The 20777-nt window shown below is 53.0% G+C and carries 20 protein-coding genes; 11 read left to right on the plus strand and 9 right to left on the minus strand.

The genetic code is table 11. From position 1 onward, the window contains the following. Window positions 1-3: 3 nt before the first annotated feature. The 5 genes from P40081_RS06170 to P40081_RS06195 form a co-directional block, all read right to left on the minus strand. Entirely contained in the window at window positions 4-1101 is a 1098-nt protein-coding gene (locus P40081_RS06170; protein WP_042140797.1) for a GerAB/ArcD/ProY family transporter, read from the minus strand. A gap of 255 nt (window positions 1102-1356) precedes the next feature. Continuing rightward, window positions 1357-2589, minus strand: a complete 1233-nt coding sequence (locus P40081_RS06180) for a Ger(x)C family spore germination protein (RefSeq protein WP_042134122.1) — start codon at window positions 2587-2589, stop codon at window positions 1357-1359. Then, the gene (locus P40081_RS06185) at window positions 2586-3689 is read right to left on the minus strand and encodes a GerAB/ArcD/ProY family transporter (RefSeq protein WP_042134124.1); all 1104 of its coding nucleotides are present in this window, start codon (window positions 3687-3689) and stop codon (window positions 2586-2588) included. Before P40081_RS06185 ends, P40081_RS06180 begins: the two co-directional genes overlap by 4 nt. Further along, the gene (locus tag P40081_RS06190; RefSeq protein ID WP_081969842.1) at window positions 3686-5308 is read right to left on the minus strand and encodes a spore germination protein; all 1623 of its coding nucleotides are present in this window, start codon (window positions 5306-5308) and stop codon (window positions 3686-3688) included. Before P40081_RS06190 ends, P40081_RS06185 begins: the two co-directional genes overlap by 4 nt. 186 nt (window positions 5309-5494) lie before the next feature. Continuing rightward, window positions 5495-6646, minus strand: a complete 1152-nt coding sequence (locus P40081_RS06195) for a phosphodiester glycosidase family protein (protein WP_042134127.1) — start codon at window positions 6644-6646, stop codon at window positions 5495-5497. 192 nt (window positions 6647-6838) lie between these two features. Here P40081_RS06195 and P40081_RS06200 point away from each other — a divergent pair, with 192 nt between their 5' ends. Next, window positions 6839-7420: a histidine phosphatase family protein gene (locus tag P40081_RS06200; RefSeq protein ID WP_331281707.1), complete on the plus strand. Its 582-nt coding sequence runs from the start codon at window positions 6839-6841 to the stop codon at window positions 7418-7420. A gap of 234 nt (window positions 7421-7654) precedes the next feature. Further along, window positions 7655-8506, plus strand: a complete 852-nt coding sequence (locus tag P40081_RS06205; protein ID WP_052421692.1) for a GGDEF domain-containing protein — start codon at window positions 7655-7657, stop codon at window positions 8504-8506. A 409-nt stretch (window positions 8507-8915) separates the two neighbouring features. On the opposite strand, the gene P40081_RS06210 is transcribed toward P40081_RS06205, so the two are convergent. Further along, window positions 8916-9650 (minus strand): glycerophosphodiester phosphodiesterase, encoded by a 735-nt coding sequence (locus P40081_RS06210; protein ID WP_042134129.1) that lies wholly within the window; start codon window positions 9648-9650, stop codon window positions 8916-8918. 152 nt (window positions 9651-9802) lie between these two features. Then, on the minus strand, window positions 9803-10972 hold the full coding sequence (locus P40081_RS06215; protein WP_042134131.1) for an amidohydrolase: 1170 nt from the start codon (window positions 10970-10972) through the stop codon (window positions 9803-9805). A gap of 284 nt (window positions 10973-11256) precedes the next feature. Here P40081_RS06215 and P40081_RS06220 point away from each other — a divergent pair, with 284 nt between their 5' ends. The 5 genes from P40081_RS06220 (at window position 11257) to P40081_RS06240 (ending at window position 15432) form a co-directional block, all read left to right on the plus strand. Further along, window positions 11257-12324: a uroporphyrinogen decarboxylase family protein gene (locus tag P40081_RS06220; protein ID WP_042134132.1), complete on the plus strand. Its 1068-nt coding sequence runs from the start codon at window positions 11257-11259 to the stop codon at window positions 12322-12324. After that, the gene (locus P40081_RS06225) at window positions 12302-13144 is read left to right on the plus strand and encodes a MetQ/NlpA family ABC transporter substrate-binding protein (protein ID WP_042134134.1); all 843 of its coding nucleotides are present in this window, start codon (window positions 12302-12304) and stop codon (window positions 13142-13144) included. Before P40081_RS06220 ends, P40081_RS06225 begins: the two co-directional genes overlap by 23 nt. Window position 13145: 1 nt before the next feature. Further along, window positions 13146-13961, plus strand: coding sequence for a pyrroline-5-carboxylate reductase family protein (locus tag P40081_RS06230; protein ID WP_042134136.1), 816 nt, complete (start codon window positions 13146-13148; stop codon window positions 13959-13961). Beyond that, window positions 13958-14746, plus strand: a complete 789-nt coding sequence (locus P40081_RS06235; protein ID WP_042134138.1) for a VOC family protein — start codon at window positions 13958-13960, stop codon at window positions 14744-14746. Before P40081_RS06230 ends, P40081_RS06235 begins: the two co-directional genes overlap by 4 nt. Before the next feature lie 158 nt (window positions 14747-14904). Then, the gene (locus P40081_RS06240; protein WP_042134141.1) at window positions 14905-15432 is read left to right on the plus strand and encodes an NAD(+) diphosphatase; all 528 of its coding nucleotides are present in this window, start codon (window positions 14905-14907) and stop codon (window positions 15430-15432) included. A gap of 8 nt (window positions 15433-15440) precedes the next feature. On the opposite strand, the gene P40081_RS06245 is transcribed toward P40081_RS06240, so the two are convergent. Continuing rightward, on the minus strand, window positions 15441-16043 hold the full coding sequence (locus tag P40081_RS06245; protein ID WP_042134142.1) for a hypothetical protein: 603 nt from the start codon (window positions 16041-16043) through the stop codon (window positions 15441-15443). A gap of 145 nt (window positions 16044-16188) precedes the next feature. Here P40081_RS06245 and P40081_RS06250 point away from each other — a divergent pair, with 145 nt between their 5' ends. Next, complete coding sequence (locus P40081_RS06250) at window positions 16189-16641, plus strand: NanQ anomerase/TabA/YiaL family protein (protein WP_042134145.1); 453 nt, start codon at window positions 16189-16191, stop codon at window positions 16639-16641. A gap of 209 nt (window positions 16642-16850) precedes the next feature. After that, window positions 16851-17717: a GNAT family N-acetyltransferase gene (locus tag P40081_RS06255; RefSeq protein WP_042134147.1), complete on the plus strand. Its 867-nt coding sequence runs from the start codon at window positions 16851-16853 to the stop codon at window positions 17715-17717. 122 nt (window positions 17718-17839) lie between these two features. Here P40081_RS06255 and P40081_RS06260 read toward each other — a convergent pair whose 3' ends face one another. After that, window positions 17840-18505, minus strand: a complete 666-nt coding sequence (locus P40081_RS06260) for a sensor domain-containing protein (RefSeq protein ID WP_081969844.1) — start codon at window positions 18503-18505, stop codon at window positions 17840-17842. Window positions 18506-18705: 200 nt separating this feature from the next. On the opposite strand from P40081_RS06260, the gene P40081_RS06265 reads away from it, so the two are divergent. Beyond that, window positions 18706-19584 (plus strand): AraC family transcriptional regulator, encoded by an 879-nt coding sequence (locus P40081_RS06265; protein ID WP_042134152.1) that lies wholly within the window; start codon window positions 18706-18708, stop codon window positions 19582-19584. 113 nt (window positions 19585-19697) lie between these two features. Continuing rightward, complete coding sequence (locus P40081_RS06270) at window positions 19698-20429, plus strand: ThuA domain-containing protein (protein ID WP_042134154.1); 732 nt, start codon at window positions 19698-19700, stop codon at window positions 20427-20429. Window positions 20430-20777 lie beyond the last annotated feature (348 nt).

Raw genomic sequence — 20777 nt, forward strand, 5'->3', positions numbered from 1 at the left:
GGCTTACGAAGTGGATCTCTTAAACCCGCTGCGCACCAATATGGAAATGGCCAGCAGCAGGGGGATAGCGACCTGGAACACCGGATCAAGCTTGAGGCTGGGGCCCAGGCCGATGGCGATATGCTGCGTGTAGTCGCGCTCCAGAAAGGAAGCTCCATAGATCATAGCGCCTACCGGAAAGACCCACCATTTGGCCGGTTTGCCGGTTAGCTCCGCAATAGCTTTTACCGAACAGAAATAGAAGAGCATCATCTTAATCAGCAGTCCCAGAAAGAGCTGGATGGTCACCAGGATATCGAGCCGTTCCACAAACTTGAGGTTCGACAAGGTCCGGACAGTTTTGAGAAAAGGCAGCTGGCTGCTCCCTGCTATTGCGGGACCGAGAACAGCCACATTGAGCGCGTTCATGAAAATCAGGAACAGGCTGATCAAGAGATAGGCGTTCAACGTATATTTTACCGGCACACCGGGCTTCTCCCATAAGGACCACAGCATCAGGAATACGATCATCTGCCCAAACGGGAACGAGACGATATCCGGCAGCGCGGCTTTGACGATAGGCATCAGTCCGCCCTCCATGACCGGAGCCAGCCGGCCGAAATCAATCGATCCCATAATTCCCAGCAGCACAACAAGCACAATGTAAAAGAAGATCATCACCGGCAGCAGAACCTCCGGCAGCCGGAAAATAACCTCTGCCCCCTTCCAGATCGCATAGAGGGCAAGAAGCACAAAGACTAACATCGTTACGGCCATCGGGGTTCTTGGCAGCATGGTGATTGCTGTGAGCTCACCTAAATCACGGACATTACGCATGGACTGATAAGCAAAATAGAGGACATAGACCCCGCCGATGAATGAGCCGGCAAACCTGCCGAAATGAAATTTCAGCATTCCAATCAGATCTGTATGCAGAGAACGGTGCTGAATCCACATCAGAAGCAGAAGCAGGATGAATCCGGCGGCTGAACCCGTACACATTGCCAGCCACGAATCCTGTTTGGCCTTGCCTCCAAGCAGGAACAGCGGCGTGCTGCCGATTTCAAACAGCATAATCATGAACGCAATTTGCAGGGAGGACACCTGTTCTTTTTTGGGCATAATCAGCATTCAGCCTCCTAACCAATAGATTATTGCCCTGCCGATAGGCTGAAAGAACGCCGTATACAAGATCCCGACACTAATGAAGGGGGTTCTTGTCATTCCGCAAATATTAATATAAGCGCAATAGACAAGAATGCAGCCCAGCCACAGGCGGTGCAACTGGCGGCCCTTTCCGCGCAGCCTGGTGCTGCCCCATAGGAAGGCAAGAATATAGAGTATAAGAGTTATAGCTATTTTCATAGTGAAGCTCCTTTACTCCTGCTGGACAGACTTGAACGATTTATTGCTGAGGCCTGTCCGTTCAATCTGGAACGAGACATGCGGGCGGATCTCAATCTCCTGAAATACACTGTCCCAGCTTTTATCCTTCTCAATCTGCTTCCAGCGCTTGCGGTCGCTGCGGTGGACTCTTACCGCAAAGCCTGTGACGTCTGCGCCGAGCTTCTTAACCTCCGTCCAGGAGTTATTCACGAGATCGAGTACCTGCCGTTCGAGGGATGCTTCCATTTCACTGATCGCTTTACGGTCATTCAGATCCATAACGCTGCCCAGCTCCGTTAATACCCCGCTGCCCTTGATGTCTATATCCATGATGAAATGGTCTTTAGCCCAGACGGGATGTACAGTAGTCCGGGAATTCTGAAGGATGAACGAGGCGTCAAGCTTGTCGCTCTTCCGGGGCTGGGAAGCGAAGGCGATGGTTGCAGTCTTGATATTGTCTGTCATAAAAGACAAGCCAAAGGCCTGTTTCTGGCTGAGCCAGCCCACAAACTTCTCGCCTTTGATTACACCCAGTCTGCCCAGCGCCAGGCGTGAAGGCAAATCTGTACGGCCGGTCTCGCTGGTCTCATCCATAATATCCGGACCCGTAAGCAGAATCTCCGGCAATACGGCACTCCCGGACTCGGAGGAAAGGGCCATCGCCAGCTCAAACAGGCGTGTACCGGGATAAAAGGACAGCAGCCGCGACTCCTGTTCAATCATGAGCTGGATACCGGCGCCCTGGTTTTTGGTCAATTGCATCAGCTGATCCAGGATATCGCCTGCTTCGCCTTTGGAGATGAACACAAATACGGTTTCCCGGGCATCCTGCTTGCGCAGGAACATATCGATCAGCTGATTGATGCCATGCTTGGCCAGACTTTCCCCGATGACCGTAATCCGCGAATGGGAGAAGAACATCTCACGCGTGCTGGTCAGATTGGTCCGCTCGATCGCCTCCATAATCGTCCGCCCTTTTACCGTGAAGGTGACGAACGGCGGTGAGCTTGTACTGCCTCCTCCGCTGCCGCCCATCCCGCTGGAACCGGATGAAGGATTGATGACCTGATAAGTAGCTTTCCACTCGTTATTATCCCAGTCATAAGCCGAACCTGAGGTAACCCCCAGCTCATTCAGTTCGCGGTCATCCCAGCAGCCGGAGAGAAGGGCGGACAGAAGCGGGAGACAGAGGATGAGATACAATGTCTTTCTCTGCAGGTTCATGATTCCCACCCTTTCCGCTTGGACCTAAACTTCCGTGCCCGGTACAGTAGGATAGCCCCCAGCGGTACGAGCACATTGAACAGGAAGAAGACCACAAAACGTCCTTCCTTGTTATAAACGTTGAGCTTGGCCGAACTTTGCCAGGTGAACAGGCATTCCAGTGCAATAAGCAGACCAAGCGCTCCGATAAAAGGCCGGCTGCTGCTCACCCGGAACGTCTGCTTGAAGCACTCTACTGTCACGAACAGGAAGATCGCGAATTTCAGATAGATGGACAGCACCCAATAGGAAATGAACAGAATATCCAGCTTCTCAATGAACCGTCCAATCCTTATAATGCCCACGGTAGAGAAGCCCGGATAGGTGCTGAGCTTGATGAAATCCGGACCGAACACCATCAGGGCCGAGATCAGGGAGAACATCATAAGAGCGGAGACGAACAGAAGTCCGGTCCACCCGATAATCCGCGCTCTCTTCGGATATTGCAGGTAGGGTGCCAGAAACAGCAGCACGGCCACTTCAGACATCCAGGCAGTCGGTGTCAGGCTGGCCAGCGTTAATTCAGCCAGGTTATGATCGAACATCGGCAATAAATTATGCACATTCAGATCGCTGAATAACCCGAACAGGTACAGGGGGACGAAAACGAAATAGAGCAGGATAACCAGGGTATTCACTCTGGCGATGGATTCGATGCCTTGTCTGACCATATAGATGGTGATGAACAGAATCAGGATCACCAGTATGGTAACCGGGGTTTCGACCAGTACATTGTCCTTGATGAAATTGACGAATTCACGCAGGATCGTTGCCGTGGTATCCAGATAGAATTGCAGCATCAGCAGACCGAGTATGGTAGAGACTACCGGAGAACTTTGCTCCCTGACCCAGTCCAGAAAAGGAGCGCCATTGTTATTCTGAATCACAGTTCCGACAATTGCAGCAATAAGCAGCCCGGCCAAGGTGGACATAATAATCGCCATTGGCGCATCTTGCTCCGCATAGGTGCTAATAATGATGGGCAGCACGACGGTAGCCGTCGGCAGAATCGTATTAACAACCAGCATGGCTGCCTGGGTGGTGCCGATTTTTCCATTCATGCTGGACCCTCCCCCTGAGGCTTCGGCTGTTCTGCTTCTCCTTGATTCGCTCCTTCAACGGGCTGAGGCTTCTGGTTCGGCCCTTGTCTGCGGGTTTCTTTGCCGAGATCGGTCTTGGGACGCATGGTCATGCTCCATAGCGGAACGCGGATGAAGATATCCTTCAGATAACGCGGAATCATCGGCGCTACCGGAGACAGATAGGGAACGCCGAAGGAACGCAGTCCCGCCATATGAATCAGGAGCACCATCATGAAGGACATGATGCCAAACAAGCCAAGCGTAGAAGCGATGAACATCATTACAAAGCGGATCAGCCGGATGGAGTTGGCAATCGCCAGTGACGGAATCACAAAGTTCGAGATGGCCGTAAAAGAAACCACAATAACCATAGCCGCCGAGACAAGCCCGGCCTGAACGGCAGCCTGGCCCAGCACCAGTGCGCCGACAATGGAGATTGCCGGTCCGATGGTGCGCGGCATGCGCACCCCCGCTTCGCGCAGCACATCGAAGGTGAGCTCCATGAGCAGCGCTTCCGCCAGCGCGGGCAGCGGCACCCCCTCACGCTGGGCAGCCAGGCTGATCAGCAGGGTGGTCGGCAGCATTTCCTGGTGAAAGGTAGTGACTGCAATATAAAGTGCGGGCAGCAGCATCGACACAAAGAAAGCCCCGTAGCGGATCAGCCGCAGAAAGGAGGAGATATCGTACCGCTGGTAGTAGTCTTCACTGGACTGAAAGAAGTTGAAGAAGGTAGACGGCGCCAGCAGGGCAAAGGGGGTGCCGTCAATAATAATCCCGATTTGGCCTTCCAGAATACCTCCGGCCATAGCATCCGGGCGTTCCGTATTCTGCATCGTGGGGAAGGGCGTCAGACCGCCGTCCTGGATGAATTCCTCGATATAGTTGCTCTCCAGAATGGCATCCGTATTAATGTTATTAAGCCGGCGGCGGATTTCTGTCAGCACCTGTTCGCTGGCGATGCCCTTCAAATAAATGATGGCGATTCCGGTCTGGGTACGCTGGCCGATTTTATATTCTTCGATCCGCAGATCGGTAGTTTTGAGCCGGCGGCGCAGCATGGAGGTTCCCGTGCGCAGACTTTCCGTGAAGCCCTCCTTCGGACCGCGGATGACACCCTGAGAAGTAGGTTCGTTGATGCTTCTTTTCTCCCAGCCGGAGGTATCCGCAGCCAGTGCTACCTGAAGTCCTTCGAACAGAATCAGCGTATAGCCTTCAAAGAGCATAGCCAACAGCACTTCCAGCGTCTTGCCTTCCTTGACGCCCCCGACCGGCAGCATCTGATCCTTGATCATGCTGAAAGCCGCTTCGGCGGTAATTGAATCTCCTTTCAACGTCACATTCTCCATCAAGGGCTGGAGCACCGTCTGGTTGACAGAATCGGCATTCACCAGGCCGTCAATATATATGAACGTAAGGGAAAGGGAGCTCAAGGATTCATTGGTGAAGTTGCGGATGACGATATCCGAGCTGCTGCCGATCCTCTTTCCGATTTCCTGCAAATTCACTTCAAGTGAAGGGTTCAGGGGGAGCGGTGCGGGTACAGAGGTTTCCACGGGATCTTTACCTGTCTTCCGGCCTTTCTGCTGATTCTGCGGCATCTTCGGGGCTCCTTTCTGCTGGATTCTGGATTCTTTGGCTGTATTATCCCCCGCAGTCGGATTCCTTATTCTGCCTGATTTACGGAATCAGTGGATGAATTTCAGGCTGGTGAACGTGAAAAAGGCATTTCTCCAACCTGTTCAGGATGAGAGAAATGCCTCCATATAGATGCTTATAGCCGGATATTATTTGGTCTGGACGACCAGTGCGTTGCTGATCAGGCGGCCGGGTGTAGTCAGATATTTGCCGTTATAGTATAGGCCGCTGGAAGCTCCGCCATCCAGATTCATCGCCTGGTACGCACCTGCCTGCTTCATAATCTCCGCCAGCTGGGGGATGGTTGCCCCGCCGGAGGTCAACAGAATCAGCTTGTGGTCGCGCGTCAGACCCAGCGCACTGCGGGAGCCTCCGCCTGTCAATATCTTAGGGTCCTTGAAGCCCTCGGCGAGCACATTGAGGGATACCTTGCCGTTCACCAGCAGCCGGGGGCCTGCCTGCAATGCTCCTTGAATGGAGCCGCTGTCGAAGCGGTTCTTGAATTCACTGCCCGGAATCAGCTCAGCCAGAAGGTTGCCGTCATAGGCAAAGACCGTCCGCTTATCTCCGGGGCTGTTCTTCAGCATCTTGCCGCCGCTGATAATATAGCCGTAGGGAGCATAATAGGTGCCTTTGGTGTAGGCATCGAAGAAGGTGCCGTTGATGGCGGCTGCGGCATTGCTGCGCTTAGCGATGCTGGCGAGCGCTTCTGTCTTGCCGACAGTATTTCCGGCAAGAACGGCATCCAGCTTCACTGACGGATGCAGCAGGGAGACCGTAACGGTCTGCACGGAGAAGGAACGTCCGCCGACCTTGTATGTATGTTTGCCGCTGACTACAGCAGGCGTACCGCTTTTGATCAGGGCGCCATTCTGCACGGGCAGGGTGGCTGTTGCCTCGCCGCTCGTGAGCTTGAGCGATGCGGAATCTTTATTCCACTGGAGCTGTATGCCAAGCGTCTGGCTGACGAGAGACAACGGAATATAAGTCATGCCATTCTCGCTAAAGGGACGTTCGCCCAGGGTAACGGGCTTGCCGTTGACGGAGGCTCCGGCCGTGCCTGGAGTGAAGGTAACAGACAAATCATCGCGTGTTACCCGGATCTGTCCTCCGGCAGAGCTTACTACAGACTGGATGCCGGCGAAGCCGTTCAGGAATCTTAGCGGAATGAACGAATGGTTCTCCTTATCTACATAGACGGCAAGTTTGGCTGGTGCCGCCGCAGCGGCCCGGGATTGCAATGGGGACAGAAGTACAGCAAGCAGACAGAAAGCGGTGAAGAGGACGGACATTCTTTTCATAGTAAACGAAATCTCCTTCAATTTGTAGCAGTATAACTGCAGTTTAGGATGAATCTGGAACGGACTCCAGAAAGAAGCACTTGAAATACTATAATATAGCGGGCTCTCTTGACCGTCAATGGAACATGCATAGAGCGGGCTGTTCGTTTATAATGAAAACACTTACGGATATTGGCACAAAGGCGGGAAGCGATGATAACAAGAATAGGCTTGATTCGGCACGGCAGCACACTCTGGAATCAGGAAGGCCGGATACAGGGCCATACGGATAATTCTCTGGACGAGGAGGGCTTCCGGCAGGCAGCCGTACTTGCAGAGCGTCTCAGCAGTGAATCGTGGGATTATATCTATTCAAGCGATATGCTGCGGGCCAGACAGACGGCGGAGGTCATTGCCGGGAGACTGGGGATTCCGCTGGCTGGTCTGATCCCGGGGATTCGGGAAATGAACGGCGGGTTAATAGAAGGGACTACGGAGAAGGAGCGGATCGAGCGGTTCGGCAGCGGGTGGAAGACGATGGATATGAAGCTGGAAAGCCGGGACCTGGCCCAGGAGCGGGGTGTCCGGGCTGTTGAGGAGGTTGCCGCCCGCCATCCGGGGCGCAATGTCCTCATAGTCAGTCATGGCGCCATTCTGCGCAGTACGCTGGCAGGACTTGTTCCCTCACTGGATCTCAGTGTAGTGCTGAAGAATACTTCAATTACCCGTATGATCAGAGATGCCGGCGGCTGGACCTGCGAACTGTACAATGGCGTGGAACATATGAACGAATAGACAGTCTGGACGATTCTGGAATACAAGAGAGTCTCCCGTGCAAAGGGCGGCTCTCTTCCATATGTCCCAGAACATACCATCGCAAATCCTGCAGCTTTTGCCGATAATATTCTTAGCATTTATGCAAAGTCTGGCCTTACCTGCCGGAAATGTTCAGAATATGTTCAGACTAACCCTGTACAGTAGCGCTTAAAAGCGATAAATCATATGATTATCAAAGGAGGGCAGAGTAATTTGGAAGAGGCCCGGAATTATATACTGGCTGTATTATCTATTCTCATTGGAGTACTAACGGTGTACAGCATCCTCAGGCTGACGCGGAATTTCTCCAAATGTCACCAAAGAGCCCGCGCGGTCCGCACGAGCCTGGTTGTACTAGTTATTAGTGCAGGTCTTGGCAGCATGCACGTGCTGGGCAAGAGAACTTTGTCAGGGTTCACCGCTGAAGATAGCAATCTGTTTATTACTATGGCACTCTATGTGCTTACGCTCGCCGGAATATTGTACCTGTTCCTGCGTGTGCGTATGCTCCTCGGAGAGCGCGAGCAGCTGAAAGAACTGGCCTACCGGGATACCTTAACCGGACTGCTCAACAAGAATGGAATGGATCATTTCTGGGATCACTGCAAATCAGGCGAACAGCTTGCGGTATTATATCTGGACCTTAACCGCTTCAAATCGATTAATGATACGCTCGGCCATCATGCGGGAGATTTGCTGCTGGAAGCCGTTGGCGGCAGTCTGCAGCAATTTTCGCGTAAAGGCAAACGACATATATTCAGGGTAGGCGGGGATGAATTCGTCATCATCGCCAAACGCTGCAGCCGCAAGGATGCGGAGCAGCTGGCCCTTAAGGTTCTGGAGAATATCACCCGGAATTATAAGTTGGAGACGCATGAATTGTTCGTATCCGCGAGCGTCGGCATCACTATGAGCCAAGGCAGAATTGACCGGAAGCGGCTGCTCCAGGAAGCTGATTCCGCTATGTACAATGCCAAGCAGCTGGGCAGCGGGCGTTATGCGGTCCATAAGCAGGAGAATAGTCTTCCTCCTGTGAAGCTGGTCAGCAGCTCCAGAGCCCAGTAGCTTGTGAAATCCTGCCCAAAATACAACATTTTGCTCATGAAATCGGCCCTAATCATCAAATGTTGTATGAAATACAGCATTTCCCCTCATTTAAGCCGATTACCGGGAGAATTCTTGTATTTCGTGCAATAATTCTCCCGGACAGCTGGGCAGGTGGCAAGCAAAGTTGCAGTACGTACAACATTAATACCGGGGCCAGCAATGAACCTGGTATGAGGCGGGTACGAGCCAGGTGTGAGACAGGTACGAGCCAGCTACGAGCCAGGTATGAGACAGTGATAGCTTTACGCAGAAACGGATACCATCCCTTAGAGGACGGTATCCGTTTCTGTTTGGTACGGCTGCTGCCTGAGTGCTTCAGACGGCTCCTGATCCGGAAGCAGCAGCCACTCCGGCCTTTTTGCCAATACTATAATCCCTGGGCTGCCAGCAGCCCGGCAAGTACATCCGGGTGATCGGTAATGATGCCGGCCACTCCGGCCTCAATCAGATAGGTCATCTGTTCGGGATCATTTACAGTCCAGGGATGATAGACGATTCCGCTCTCCGCTGCATCGGTGACGAACTCCGGCAGAACGGAAGAGTAATGGGCATGCAGCGCATCCGCCTGAAGCGTAGCCGCATAATCCCACGGACGGTATAAGCCTTCGCCATACAGTATGCCGGTGCGGATCTCCGGTGCCAGCGACTTGCAATAAGCAAGGGAGTAGTGGTTGAAGCTGGAGATGACTACCCGCTCACTCATGCCCTGCTCCCGTACAGCGGCTATTACCTTTTCCTCCATACCGGGATAAAGGAATGTGCCGTTCTTCAGCTCAATATTAAGTACTGTCTCACGTCCCTGAAGCAGATCCAGCAGCTCATCCAGTGTCGGAATCCGCTCTCCTGTGAACTCAGGACTGAACCAGGACCCCGCATCGACCTCCAGCACTTCACGAAGCGTCTTATCCTTCACATATCCGCTGCCTGTAGTGGTGCGGCTAAGATTCTCATCATGAATGATTACTATGGCTCCGTCACTCGTCATCTGCACGTCTGTTTCGATGCCGGTTGCGCCAAGCTCAAGACTCTTGCGGAATGCCGCCATTGTGTTCTCCGGGGCGACTGCGGATGCGCCGCGATGCGCGAAATTAATGATGTTCATGTACTGTAATTCCCTCCGTCTCTTGGTTGTGATGATGCCCGTGTTGGACGGGCCCCCTTGTAGTGTATTCCACATAACATGAAGAAACCCTGTCCGCAAGCAGCGAAAAGGGTGTGATTTCTTGGAAATTACCCTTGCACCGGCAGAAGCCATTAGAATGGGGGATTAATTCCCAGCTCATTCAGGGCCGCAGCAGCAAGCTCTGCGAAATACCGTGCTGTCGGCAGCAGCGCCGATTCATCGACGTCAAAGCGCGGGTGATGAAGGCCGTAAACCCCTTCGGTACCGATGTTGACGAATGCGCCCGGCAGCTGCTGCAGATAAAAGGCGAAATCCTCGCCCCCCATCTGCGGATCAAGCTCAAAGACAGTGAGGCCAAGACGGGCCGCAGTCGCTGCGGCAAACCCGGCCCAGCGGGGGTCATTGACCGTTGCCGGCGGTCCGGGTATCCACTCAAGCTGTGCTTCAGCTCCTGCAGCGGCAGCGACCCCTTCGATAATCTGCCGGATCTGCCGTGGCACGGCTTGGCGGATGGCTTCATTATACGTCCGGACTGTGCCTTCCAGCTCTACAACGCCGGGCAGGACGTTCCAGGTGTTGCCGCCCTGTATCCGGGTTACGCTGACCACCACCGATTCAACCGCACTGGTAAGCCGGCTCACGATTGTCTGCAGCGAGGTGATGATCTGCGCCGCTGTTACAATCGTATCCTGGCCGCGTTCCGGCTGAGCTGCATGTCCTCCTTTGCCGAGAACCTTAATGACAAACCGGTCTACACCGGCAGTAAGTGCACCGTTGCGTGTTCCGAATGAGCCTGCTGGCAGGTCCGGGTTATTGTGCAGTCCAAAAATGGCATCTACTCCGCGGAGCCCGCCGGACTCGAGTACGGCTATGGCCCCATGCCCGGTCTCTTCCGCAGGCTGGAACAGTATTCTGACGGTCCCGGCAAGCTCGCTTTCCTGTGCCTTCAGCAAGCAGGCTGCGCCAAGGATGCCTGCCGTGTGGAAATCATGCCCGCAGGCATGCATCCTGCCGGGAATCACGGAGGAGAAGGGCAGCCCCGTATCCTCTTCAATAGGCAGGGCATCGATATCTGCACGGATGGCAACAACCGGGCCCCGGCCGCTGCCGATCTCGGCAATCAGTCCTGTCTGCAGCGGAAGATCAAGCACAGTAATTCCCGCTTCAGCCAGCCAGCGGCGCAGCTTGTCAGTGGTCTGAAATTCCTCGTTCGACAGCTCGGGCTGCTGATGAAGCTCCCTGCGCACCTGAATCAAACGCTGAGCCAGCTGCTGTTCCTGATCTTGAGTTAATGACGGCATGGATGTACAGCCCCGCTTTCTCCAATTAATCTATCATTCCTGTAGATTCCTGATTAATCCGATTGATTTATTTACTGCGCATAATACCTTTAACGGAAAGGCGCTGTCAATGTGTTATTTAACGATCCGGGGATTTATGAAATATTTCATGAAAGTGATGGATATCTCATTGACGTTTCATTTTTCCCCATGCTATTATACGGCCAATTCATTTAAATCCGATAGAATAACTCTTTATTTAATATTTCGGAGACAATGTGTTGCATCCAGAAGGGGGAGAACATATGGGAGAGTGGTCGAGACAGGAGCGTTTTGCGGCCTTGCTGTCAGGGGAGCGGGCCGATCGGCCGATTGTTAGCGGCTGGCGCCATTTCGTAGACCGGGAGAGTAATGCCGGTGATCTTGCAGACAGTACAGTAGCTTATACGAAGCAATTCGATTGGGACTGGGTCAAAATCAATCCGCGGGCTACGTATTATGCAGAGACATGGGGCAACACCTATGATTTCGCGGATTACCGTACGGTATTTCCCAAGCAGACCCGTGCGGTGATCCGGAAGCCGGAGGATGTCTGGAATATACAGGCGCAGCAGGCTGCAGCCGCAGCGCCGCTGGCCGAGCAGTTAGAGGCTGTAAGCCTTATACGCCAGGGCCTGCCGGATACTCCGCTGACCCAGACCATTTTCTCGCCGCTTACCGTGCTGCTGTTTCTGGCGGGCCAGTCGGCTTATGCCGGTGACACGGTTTATGGCAGCCGTGAGCCGGTGACCGTGGAAAGTCTGCTGGAGGAGCAGCGTGCAGGTGTACATCAAGCGCTGAAGGCCATCGCCCTGACGCTGGCGGATTATGTGCAGGAGCTGGGAAAACGGGGGCTGGACGGGATTTTTTATGCGGTGACCGGCACTGCTCATCCGGGGGTTTTTGATGATGCGGCGTTTCAGGAGCTGTCCCGGCCGTATGATGAGATGGTGCTGGAAGCCGCCGGTTATGGCAAAAGGATTCTGCATACTTGCGGTGCCTATTCGCAGCCGGAAAGGTTCAATAATTATCCCATTGAGGGCATCAGCTGGGATACCGCAGCACCGGGTAACCCCGGTTTGCATGCAGAGCTGAGGCCGACGAAGGTGGGGGGAGTGGATCATGCCTTATTCGCAGCACATGATCCCGGGCGCATCCGTGCACAGGCTGAATTCGCCCTGCGCCTTATGGCGGACGAGCCGTTCCTGCTTGCACCCAATTGCGCGATCCCGATTACCGTGGAAGATCGTTCGTTACAGGCATTACGTGATTCTATTCCGCATGAGTCACATATGAAAAGGGGTTCAAATAATGAAAAATATCGTGAAGTTTAAGAAATTGGCAGCTGTGGTTCTGGTGGGGATGTCGGTCGTGCTGGGAGCCTGCGGGAACAAAACGGCTACCGGAGAAGAGAAGAAGGATATCGTTGTCGGCTTTGGCGTGGGCACCTATGAAGAACAGTTCCGGCTTGGTATTGTGCCGATTCTGGAGAAGGAAGGGTACAAGGTGGAGATCAAAACCTTCTCCCAGAACATGCAGGTCAATCCGGCGATGAAGGAAGGCTCCATTGACGCAAGCATCTTCCAGAGTACGGCTTACATGGAAGGCATCAACGCGGAACTGGATGCGGATATGGCTGTGCTGAACTTCGTGCCGAGCGCACCGCAGGGACTCTATTCCGAGAAGCATCAATCGCTTGATGAAGTGAAGGACGGCTCTGTGATTGCCCTGCCGAATGATCCGGTTAACCAGGAGCGTGCGGTACGAATTCTGGAGGATCTCGGCTGGGTGAAGGTCAAGGCGGATGCCGGGACAACAGACTTCAACCTCAGCAGTGTGGAGCCGGACAAATACGATCTGAAGCTGGAGTCGCTGGATTCGGCGCAGATTCTGGTCTCGCTGGCCGATGTGGATTACGGTGTGGTGAACGGCAACTATATCGCCAATGCCAAGCGGCAGATTACCGAAGCGCTCCAGATTGAGAACACGCCGGAGCAGCACCGGGTAACCGTGACGGTGAACAAGGGCGATTTGGATACCCAGTGGGCCAAGGATCTGAAGGCAGCGTATGAATCGCAGGAGTTCGAGGATTACATCAACGCCCAGGATAAATACGACGGCTTCATCCTTCCGGATGCCTGGGAGAAGAACTGATATGGCAGCGGGCAGAATTCATTTCATCGGCGGCGGGCAAATGGCGGAAGCGATCATCCGGGCCGTTGTTGGCAATGGTACTTATAAGGCTGAGCAGATCAGCGTGGCAGACATTCATGAAGAACGGACGGCTTATCTGAATACTGCCTATGGCGTGCGGGCAGCCGGCAAGTCTCAGGAGGCGGAGCTTGCCGGAGCGGAGCTGATCATTATTGCCGTCCGGCCGCAGGATGATCTTGCAGCTGTTGGCGCGGCCATCTTCAGCTATGCGTCAAGCGGAGCGGCGGTCCTGTCCATTGTCGCCGGAGTGACCATCGATAGGCTGGGTGGTTACGTTGGAGCAGAACGTCCGATTATCCGGGTGATCCCGAATACGCTGACCGATACCGGACTCGGCTACAGCGGGGCAGCTCTGAACGCTTTCGCGGATAAGGAGCAGGTGGAGGAGTTCCTGAACGGGTTCGGCAAGGTGCAGTATCTGGAGGAATCGCTGATTGATATCTTTACCGGGTACGGGGTGGCCGGGCCGAATTATGTCTATTATTTCATCGAGTCCCTGGCCGATGCCGGAGTGCTGGCAGGATTGCCGCGCGAACAAGCCTGGACGACGGCGCTGGAGAATGTAGAGGGGGCCGTAGCCATGCTTCGGCACAGCGGACTGCATCCCCGGCAGCTGCTGGACATCAACAACTCTCCGGGCGGAGTTGGCATTCACGCGCTGTATGAGCTGAACAACAGCGGCTTCGCAGCCGGACTTCAGCGCAGTGTCAAGGCTGCAGTGAAACGCACAACGGAGCTGGGGCAGGTGAAGTCATGAGCGTGCTGCAGTGGGATCATACCGTGCATTATGTCAATGATCTTGAACAGGCCATCGGAGCCTTCAGGGACAATGGCCTGGCCGCTTCCTACGGCGGATCGCATAAGCTGTGGGGGACTCATAACGCGCTAAGCTATTTCGGGCTGAACTACATCGAATTCCTGGCGATTGAGAACCGGGAATTAGCGGCAAGTCTGGATACCCCTAATCTGGTAGTGAAGGACGCCGTGAATCTGCTGCCTGATCATGAAGGGTTCAGCAGGGTAGCGATCCGCACCGATGATATTGAAGCAACCGCATCAGCGCTGGAGAAGCAGGGCCTGAAGCTGTCACCCATACTTGATGGCAGACGGCTGAATGCACAGGGACAGTGGGTTGAATGGCGCATGCTGACTATCGGCGGCCATTACCAGGGTCTGGTCTATCCCTTCATAATCGAGTGGAAGGGAACCGATGCCCTGCGGGAAGAGGAGCTGACGGCAGCGGGAATTATCGTTCCCCATCCGGCAGGAGAAGTGACGGTCCGCCGTGCTGTATTCTCCGTACCTGATCCGGCAGCGGCGGCGGCTCACTGGGGAGAAATCTTCGGCTTGGCGGAAGTACAGGCCGGTTCATCTGCAACCCCCGGCGATAGCGTTTCACTGGCGGTTGGCGATAAGGTATTTGAATTCCGGCGCGGGGAAGACCGGCAGATGACCCGGCTGCTGCTAAGCGGCGATGCTCCGGGACTGGCGGGCCGTACGCTCACTATTGCTCAAGGCGAGTATGTGTTTACAGCCGAGTAATGACGAATTGCAAGCCCGTTGCCTGCGCGTGTTGCCGGCAGCGGGCTTTTTTTGCCGGGAAGCGGTCTATGTGCGGTATTGAATTTCGGCTGGTGTGTTCTTCAACAATCGCTTAGAATAAGTCTGAACTATACCCATAACAGAAAGAAGCGATACACTTGAAGTTTTGTCTCGAATGTGGAAGCCGTCTGGTCCTGAAGGAATGTAACGGAGAAGGGGAGGTACCTTACTGTGAGTCCTGTGCCGCGTTCCGGTTCCCGGTGTTCAGCACGGCGATGAGTACAGCGGTGCTGAACAGGGAGCTGGATAGAATCCTGCTCATCCAGCAGTATAACCGCAAGGATTATATCCTGCTGGCCGGTTACGTGAATAAAGGGGAGAACGCCGAGGCAGCGCTGATCCGCGAAGTGCAGGAAGAAGCAGGGCTTGAGATCATCGCTTATGAATACATGCGCAGCCAGTATTTCGCCCCTTCCAATACGCTGATGCTTAATTTCATCAGTGTGGCTGACACGGAGGACTTAAGCGCAATGAGCGCTGAGCTGGATCATGCGGCATGGTTCACGCTGGATGAAGCTGCGGACGCCATACTGAAGGGCAGTCTCGCGGAGAGCTTCCTGCTGACGATCATCGGTAAGCTAAGACAAGGACGGACCTTGGAGAGCTTCACAGCGGCCTCACGTTAAGCATGATTTCAGGCTGAGACGATATTGCGGATTCTCTCGTGCACCTGCTGCGCCTCCAGAAAGGCTGCGGAGTACTGAAGATCTGTTTTTCGGGCCGGCAGCAGCCGGGGCAGGAAGGGAATCGATACGACAGGCGTATCCGCGTTGTTAAAATAGATTTTTAGCGTCAGCTCGCTGATCTCTTCGGCATTGCTTACGGCTTGGACAGCTTCTGCGAACCCGGGGGTGGCGGCTACACTTGGGCGGATTCTCGGCGCACTGGTCGTAATCCGGCTCGTCTTGCTGACTTTGCTGAGCGTTAAGGCATTCTCGACGATCTCCGCTCCCAGAATGGTGTCGAACGTGTAGATGGTGGCTGTCGCCGGCTCCTGCCTGCCGGGATGCAGCAGACCGATGGCCATAGTCTGGCCCGCCTCATCCAAGGCGATCAGATGGGATTCATCAGGTGTGATGAACCGCTGGGGAAATTTAAGATTGAATGCGGACAAGGCATGGATGGCCTCTTTCCGGCCGGGTGCTTGGGGATGGGACCGTATGAACTGAAGCACCGCAGCTGACAGCAGGAGCGAAACGCCAAGCACAGCAAACATGTACATCAGAATAATAAGCACTGAACCGCCTCCTAAAAGGTAACTATTTAATAGATATGCGGGGAGTACGTGAACAAATACATAGACCGGGCCTGCCGGGATCATATATTATTTGGGTATTCTGCAAGGCGGGGAATAATTCAGAGATTCCAGGGGGATTCCAGGCATGATTGTTGATACACTTAGCCATTTGCTCAAAGATGAGGCTGCATACGGAGAGAAGATCCAGAGGGGGCTGCAGTTTCTGCGCGATACCGATTTCACCGGGCAAGCGGCCGGACGCCATGAGGTCAATGATGAGATGTTCTATTTCATCAACGAATATCAGACCAAGGATGCCGGAGAATGCTTCTGGGAAGCTCACCGTGTGAATCTCGATCTGCATTATATTCTGGAAGGTACAGAGCGGATCGGCTATGCTGCGGTTGAGCAGCTTGATGTGAGAGATGACTACAGCGCAGAGAAGGATGCGATCTTCTTCACCGGTGCAGTAGAATCTACGGTAACTGCAGGGCCGGGTGCTCTTGTCGTGTGTTATCCGCAGGACGGACATATGACAGGGATTGAAGCAGGCAAGCCCGAGGCTGTGCGGAAGGTAGTTTTGAAGATTAAGCTATAGTCCTTAGGACAAGGAGCAACGGCTATGCTGACCCTCAGGGACGGTGTAGCCGTTTCTGGTTAAGCTGCAGGAACAACGCTTCCCGTTGTCAAAAGAAAGTAAAGTTGTAGACTGACGATGCTTTTATTAAGCTTTCGGGCAGGATTGTTAGACCAAATGCGGTGAAGAGGACAAGTAGATCTGTGAGCAGATGAAAGGGTGATATTTCAATGCAATTCAAGTTGTATACGGATGTGCATGAGTTTTACCGTGATACCTATGATGTCCTGATGCGTCATGAAGCACAAAATTTGATTCCTCTTGGCAATATCATCATTGGGCATGAAGGAAAAGACAAAACAGACTGGCGTGACCCTGTAAATTGGGTAATGGCAACTATTTCGGATGCTAAGGGCATACAACTTACCGCCATAATGACACCGCCACACAATATTACGCTTTATGCAACAGACAACATCATTAACCCGGAAGCTATAAACTGTCTGATAGACGGGTTGAAGGACCGTGAAATTCCAGGTGTGACAACCGAAAAAAACCTGGCAGAGTATTATGCCAAAGAATATGCCTTGCGCAAGGGAATAACCTGTAATACAACCATGAGCCAGCGTATATATGAACTTACGGCAGTAAACCCGGACATTCAAAAGGTTGGTATCGTTCGATTGCTGAATGAAAAGGATATTCACTTTTTCCCATACTGGGCTGAAGCATTTTATGCAGCGGGGAGTTATGGCCAAACAGAAATGTCCATCCCGCAAGAGGCAGACCCTTACCTCTACCGGATAGCATCGAAAAAAATCTATATTTTAGAAGACAACGGGATACCCGTTTCTATGGCTGGATATACAAGGGAAATGCAGACGGCTATTGGCGTGGCATTTGTATATACCCCTCCATATGAGCGCGGCAAGGGTTACGCTACTTCAATTGTGGCGCAAATAAGCCAGCTTGCCTTGGATAAAGGGTTTACGAAGTGCGTCTTATATACGGACTTAGCAAATCCCATATCTAATAGCATCTATCAAAAGATAGGCTATATACCAATTTGTGATTCGCTCCAGTTAAAATTTGATTAGTAGAATGAGGCGTACATATGCAGAAAAGATACGGCGGCGCATCATGGTGATGTACCGCCGTTTTTTCGTGAACCGGAACAGTACAACAGGTGCAAGCCGTACCTTTGCCAGAAGTGAAGCGTCTAAGCGTTATGTAGGACTTCGAGCGGGGCTTTCACATCCTGGTGTGTTCCAGAGATCATGTTGATCCAGGCAGTATACAAACGTCCAAGGCCCGAAAGCAGTAACGGCAGCATCAGCAGCAGTACAAATCCCATTCCGCATACGATCCAGGAGCGTTCATCCGGTGTTGTACCAGACAGGAACACGAAGACGTCCGGGTCCAGCATATTCTGGTCATATGAGAATACGGAAGAGCTGACTCTCTGGACTACAGGCGACAGGAGGGCACTAATGGCAACCGAGGGCAGGGCAAGAGCAAGGGTGAATCCCAGAATACCTGCGGGCAGCTGCAGTATGCTGTACAGGATTCCCCGGTACGACTGGCCTTGGCGAAGCTGGTATCCTAATGTCCGCAGACCTTCCCAGCGGAAGGCAGACGGATGCTCTGGCATAATATGCTGCGAGGCTTCCCCTTTACCGTGAGACCAGGCTTCGGCAGCCTTCTGTTCACTGATCATCAACGTGCGGCACCAGGTTAGTGTCAGGGCCAGCAGAGGCAGCCCAACCCATATAATTACCAGAGGCAGACTTACACATAGGCCTGTAATGGCAATAACAAAAGCGATTATTCCTTTGGGCAAAGAAAGCATGAGCATTTTCCACGCGTTTATACTTCGTCGTAACATCAGGGCAACCCCTCTCCAAATTTTACCTTCTTCAGTATAAAGGTTAAATCCATACAATACACGCACCCGGAGGCGGGAATAATACTGGTCTTTGGTCTAGTGCGGCTCTCCTTTACTTTAAGTTGGCATGGGCAGGCATATTTCTCTAAAATGAATATAGAGTACGCAATGATCAATATCCCGGACAAGGAGCCGCGCTTATGAATATCTATCTGGAAATTCCGGATGTAGACAAGCATTTTCCGTTTCGCAGCCTGGTCTGCGGAGGAGATGATCTGACCTATCCGCATTGGCATAAAGAAATCGAAATTATCTATGTAACCAAGGGAAGTCTGAATCTGGGAATCAATGATGTGCCGATCCGGATGGAGCAGGGTGAAGTGCAGTTCATCAACGGCGGAGATGTGCATTATTTCCTGGCGTCACCTGACAGTGAGCGGGTAGTGATACAGTTTGATCTGAATTTCTTTCAGGAGGTTGCAGCACTGGGAGGCAATGACTATCCGCTGCGGGATATGTTCACGGAGATGGAATTCTCCAGCTCAAGCTGGCCGGAAGGGGCCGCCGCCAGTATTAAGGCTCTGATTGAGAGCATTTATGAGGAGGATACACAGCGCCGGGAAGGCTACGCTTATCTGATTAAGGCCAGGATGTTCGAAATGCTGACGGTTATTATGCGGGAGGTGCCGAAGAGCAGGGTCAAGAAGCAGCCCAAGTTCTCGGAAGACACATTGTCCCAGTCCAGAGAGACGCTGGAGCGGCTGGAGCGGATCTTCAGCTATGTGGAGCAGCATTATCAGGAAGCGATTACACTGAATGAGGTGGCCGGATACATGGGCTTCAGCCCGTATTATTTCACCAAGCTGTTCAAGAAGAATACAGGTATGACCTTTGTCGCGTTTTTGACGGAATACCGGCTGAATAAGGCCAAGTGGATTCTGCTTAACGAAGACCTGCCGATGTCAGCTGTAGCGGAAGCGGCCGGGTTCGGCAGCGGGAAGACCTTTCACCATTTATTCAAGGAAGCTACGGGGATCTCTCCGCTTAAATACCGCAAGACAATATCCGGGAATAATTGAGCAAGAATGCAGGAAGAAAGCCTGCTTGCAGATTTGTATGATAGAGGTATAAAAAGTAGTCAAAAAATAAAATTAACCGTAAAATTCACCTTTGAAACAGGAGAGTGTCCATAGTGACCAGAGTAACCGTATGGAATGAATACCGCCATGAGCGGCAGGAAGAACGAATCCGCCAGGTCTATCCGAATGGCATACATGTACAGCTGGCCTCTTTTCTGAGTGCAGCGGGACTGGATACAAGAACGGCAACGCTGGACGAGCCGGAGCATGGCCTGACAGAAGAAGTGCTGAATAAAACTGATGTACTGGTATGGTGGGGGCATGTTGCCCATCAGGAAGTGAGTGACGAGGTAGTGAACCGGATTCATAAGCGCGTGCTGGAGGGGATGGGGCTGGTGGTGCTGCATTCAGGCCACATGTCCAAAATCTTCATCAAGCTCATGGGCACAAGCTGTGATCTGAAATGGCGCGAAGCCGGGGAGAAAGAACGCCTCTGGGTGATGGAGCCCAGCCATCCGATTGCCGCAGGCATCGGTGAATATATTGACCTGGAGCAGGAAGAGATGTACGGGGCGCACTTTGACGTGCCTGCACCGGAGAGTCTGATCTTTGTCGGCTGGTTCGAAGGCGGCAATGTGTTCCCGAGCGGATCAACGTACCGGCGCGGCAGCGGGAATATTTTCTATTTCCAGCCCGGCCACGAGTCCTATCCAACCTATTACAACAAGGAAATTCAGCAGGTTATCATCAACGGCGTGAACTGGTGTGCTCCGGTCAAGCGTGATGTTCCGGTGTACGGCCATTCCGAAGCGCTGGAGCCGATTAGAAGCACAGTAGGCGTATAACCTATAGTCTTGCAGTCGATGAAAAAGTTACCCGCCAGACCTAACGGTCTGGCGGTTTTTTGTGCTGACGCGCTAACAGATGGGTTACGCTGTAGAATCCTGCAGAAAATACAACAATTTCTTCAGGATAGCGGCTCTAATCCAGGATTGTTGTACGAAAGGCAACATTTTCTCTCCTGAAAGCGGCCAAGCGGGGGAATTCTTGTATTTCGTACAACAATCCTTAGGAATCCTCCATTATTGGGAGGTTCGAGTTGCAATACGTACAACATTTTCATTTTGAGGCCGGCCTTCACAAGCCGCATGCCTTTCACCGCTGGCCAACACCATCCTCCGCCACATCTATCA

The sequence above is a fragment of the Paenibacillus sp. FSL P4-0081 genome (genome assembly GCF_000758565.1).
Classification (GTDB): domain Bacteria; phylum Bacillota; class Bacilli; order Paenibacillales; family Paenibacillaceae; genus Paenibacillus_AQ; species Paenibacillus_AQ phytohabitans.

What these genes read in the sequence shown, in the direction of transcription:
- P40081_RS06230 (WP_042134136.1), top strand. Translation starts at nt 13,146, where the DNA reads ATGGCAGCGGGCAGAATTCATTTCATCGGCGGCGGGCAAATGGCGGAA.
- P40081_RS06190 (WP_081969842.1), bottom strand. Translation starts at nt 5,308, where the DNA reads ATGCCGCAGAATCAGCAGAAAGGCCGGAAGACAGGTAAAGATCCCGTG.
- P40081_RS06235 (WP_042134138.1), top strand. Translation starts at nt 13,958, where the DNA reads ATGAGCGTGCTGCAGTGGGATCATACCGTGCATTATGTCAATGATCTT.
- P40081_RS06180 (WP_042134122.1), bottom strand. Translation starts at nt 2,589, where the DNA reads ATGAACCTGCAGAGAAAGACATTGTATCTCATCCTCTGTCTCCCGCTT.
- P40081_RS06265 (WP_042134152.1), top strand. Translation starts at nt 18,706, where the DNA reads ATGAATATCTATCTGGAAATTCCGGATGTAGACAAGCATTTTCCGTTT.
- P40081_RS06195 (WP_042134127.1), bottom strand. Translation starts at nt 6,646, where the DNA reads ATGAAAAGAATGTCCGTCCTCTTCACCGCTTTCTGTCTGCTTGCTGTA.
- P40081_RS06220 (WP_042134132.1), top strand. Translation starts at nt 11,257, where the DNA reads ATGGGAGAGTGGTCGAGACAGGAGCGTTTTGCGGCCTTGCTGTCAGGG.
- P40081_RS06210 (WP_042134129.1), bottom strand. Translation starts at nt 9,650, where the DNA reads ATGAACATCATTAATTTCGCGCATCGCGGCGCATCCGCAGTCGCCCCG.
- P40081_RS06170 (WP_042140797.1), bottom strand. Translation starts at nt 1,101, where the DNA reads ATGCCCAAAAAAGAACAGGTGTCCTCCCTGCAAATTGCGTTCATGATT.
- P40081_RS06250 (WP_042134145.1), top strand. Translation starts at nt 16,189, where the DNA reads ATGATTGTTGATACACTTAGCCATTTGCTCAAAGATGAGGCTGCATAC.
- P40081_RS06185 (WP_042134124.1), bottom strand. Translation starts at nt 3,689, where the DNA reads ATGAATGGAAAAATCGGCACCACCCAGGCAGCCATGCTGGTTGTTAAT.
- P40081_RS06260 (WP_081969844.1), bottom strand. Translation starts at nt 18,505, where the DNA reads ATGTTACGACGAAGTATAAACGCGTGGAAAATGCTCATGCTTTCTTTG.
- P40081_RS06255 (WP_042134147.1), top strand. Translation starts at nt 16,851, where the DNA reads ATGCAATTCAAGTTGTATACGGATGTGCATGAGTTTTACCGTGATACC.
- P40081_RS06200 (WP_331281707.1), top strand. Translation starts at nt 6,839, where the DNA reads ATGATAACAAGAATAGGCTTGATTCGGCACGGCAGCACACTCTGGAAT.
- P40081_RS06225 (WP_042134134.1), top strand. Translation starts at nt 12,302, where the DNA reads ATGAAAAATATCGTGAAGTTTAAGAAATTGGCAGCTGTGGTTCTGGTG.
- P40081_RS06215 (WP_042134131.1), bottom strand. Translation starts at nt 10,972, where the DNA reads ATGCCGTCATTAACTCAAGATCAGGAACAGCAGCTGGCTCAGCGTTTG.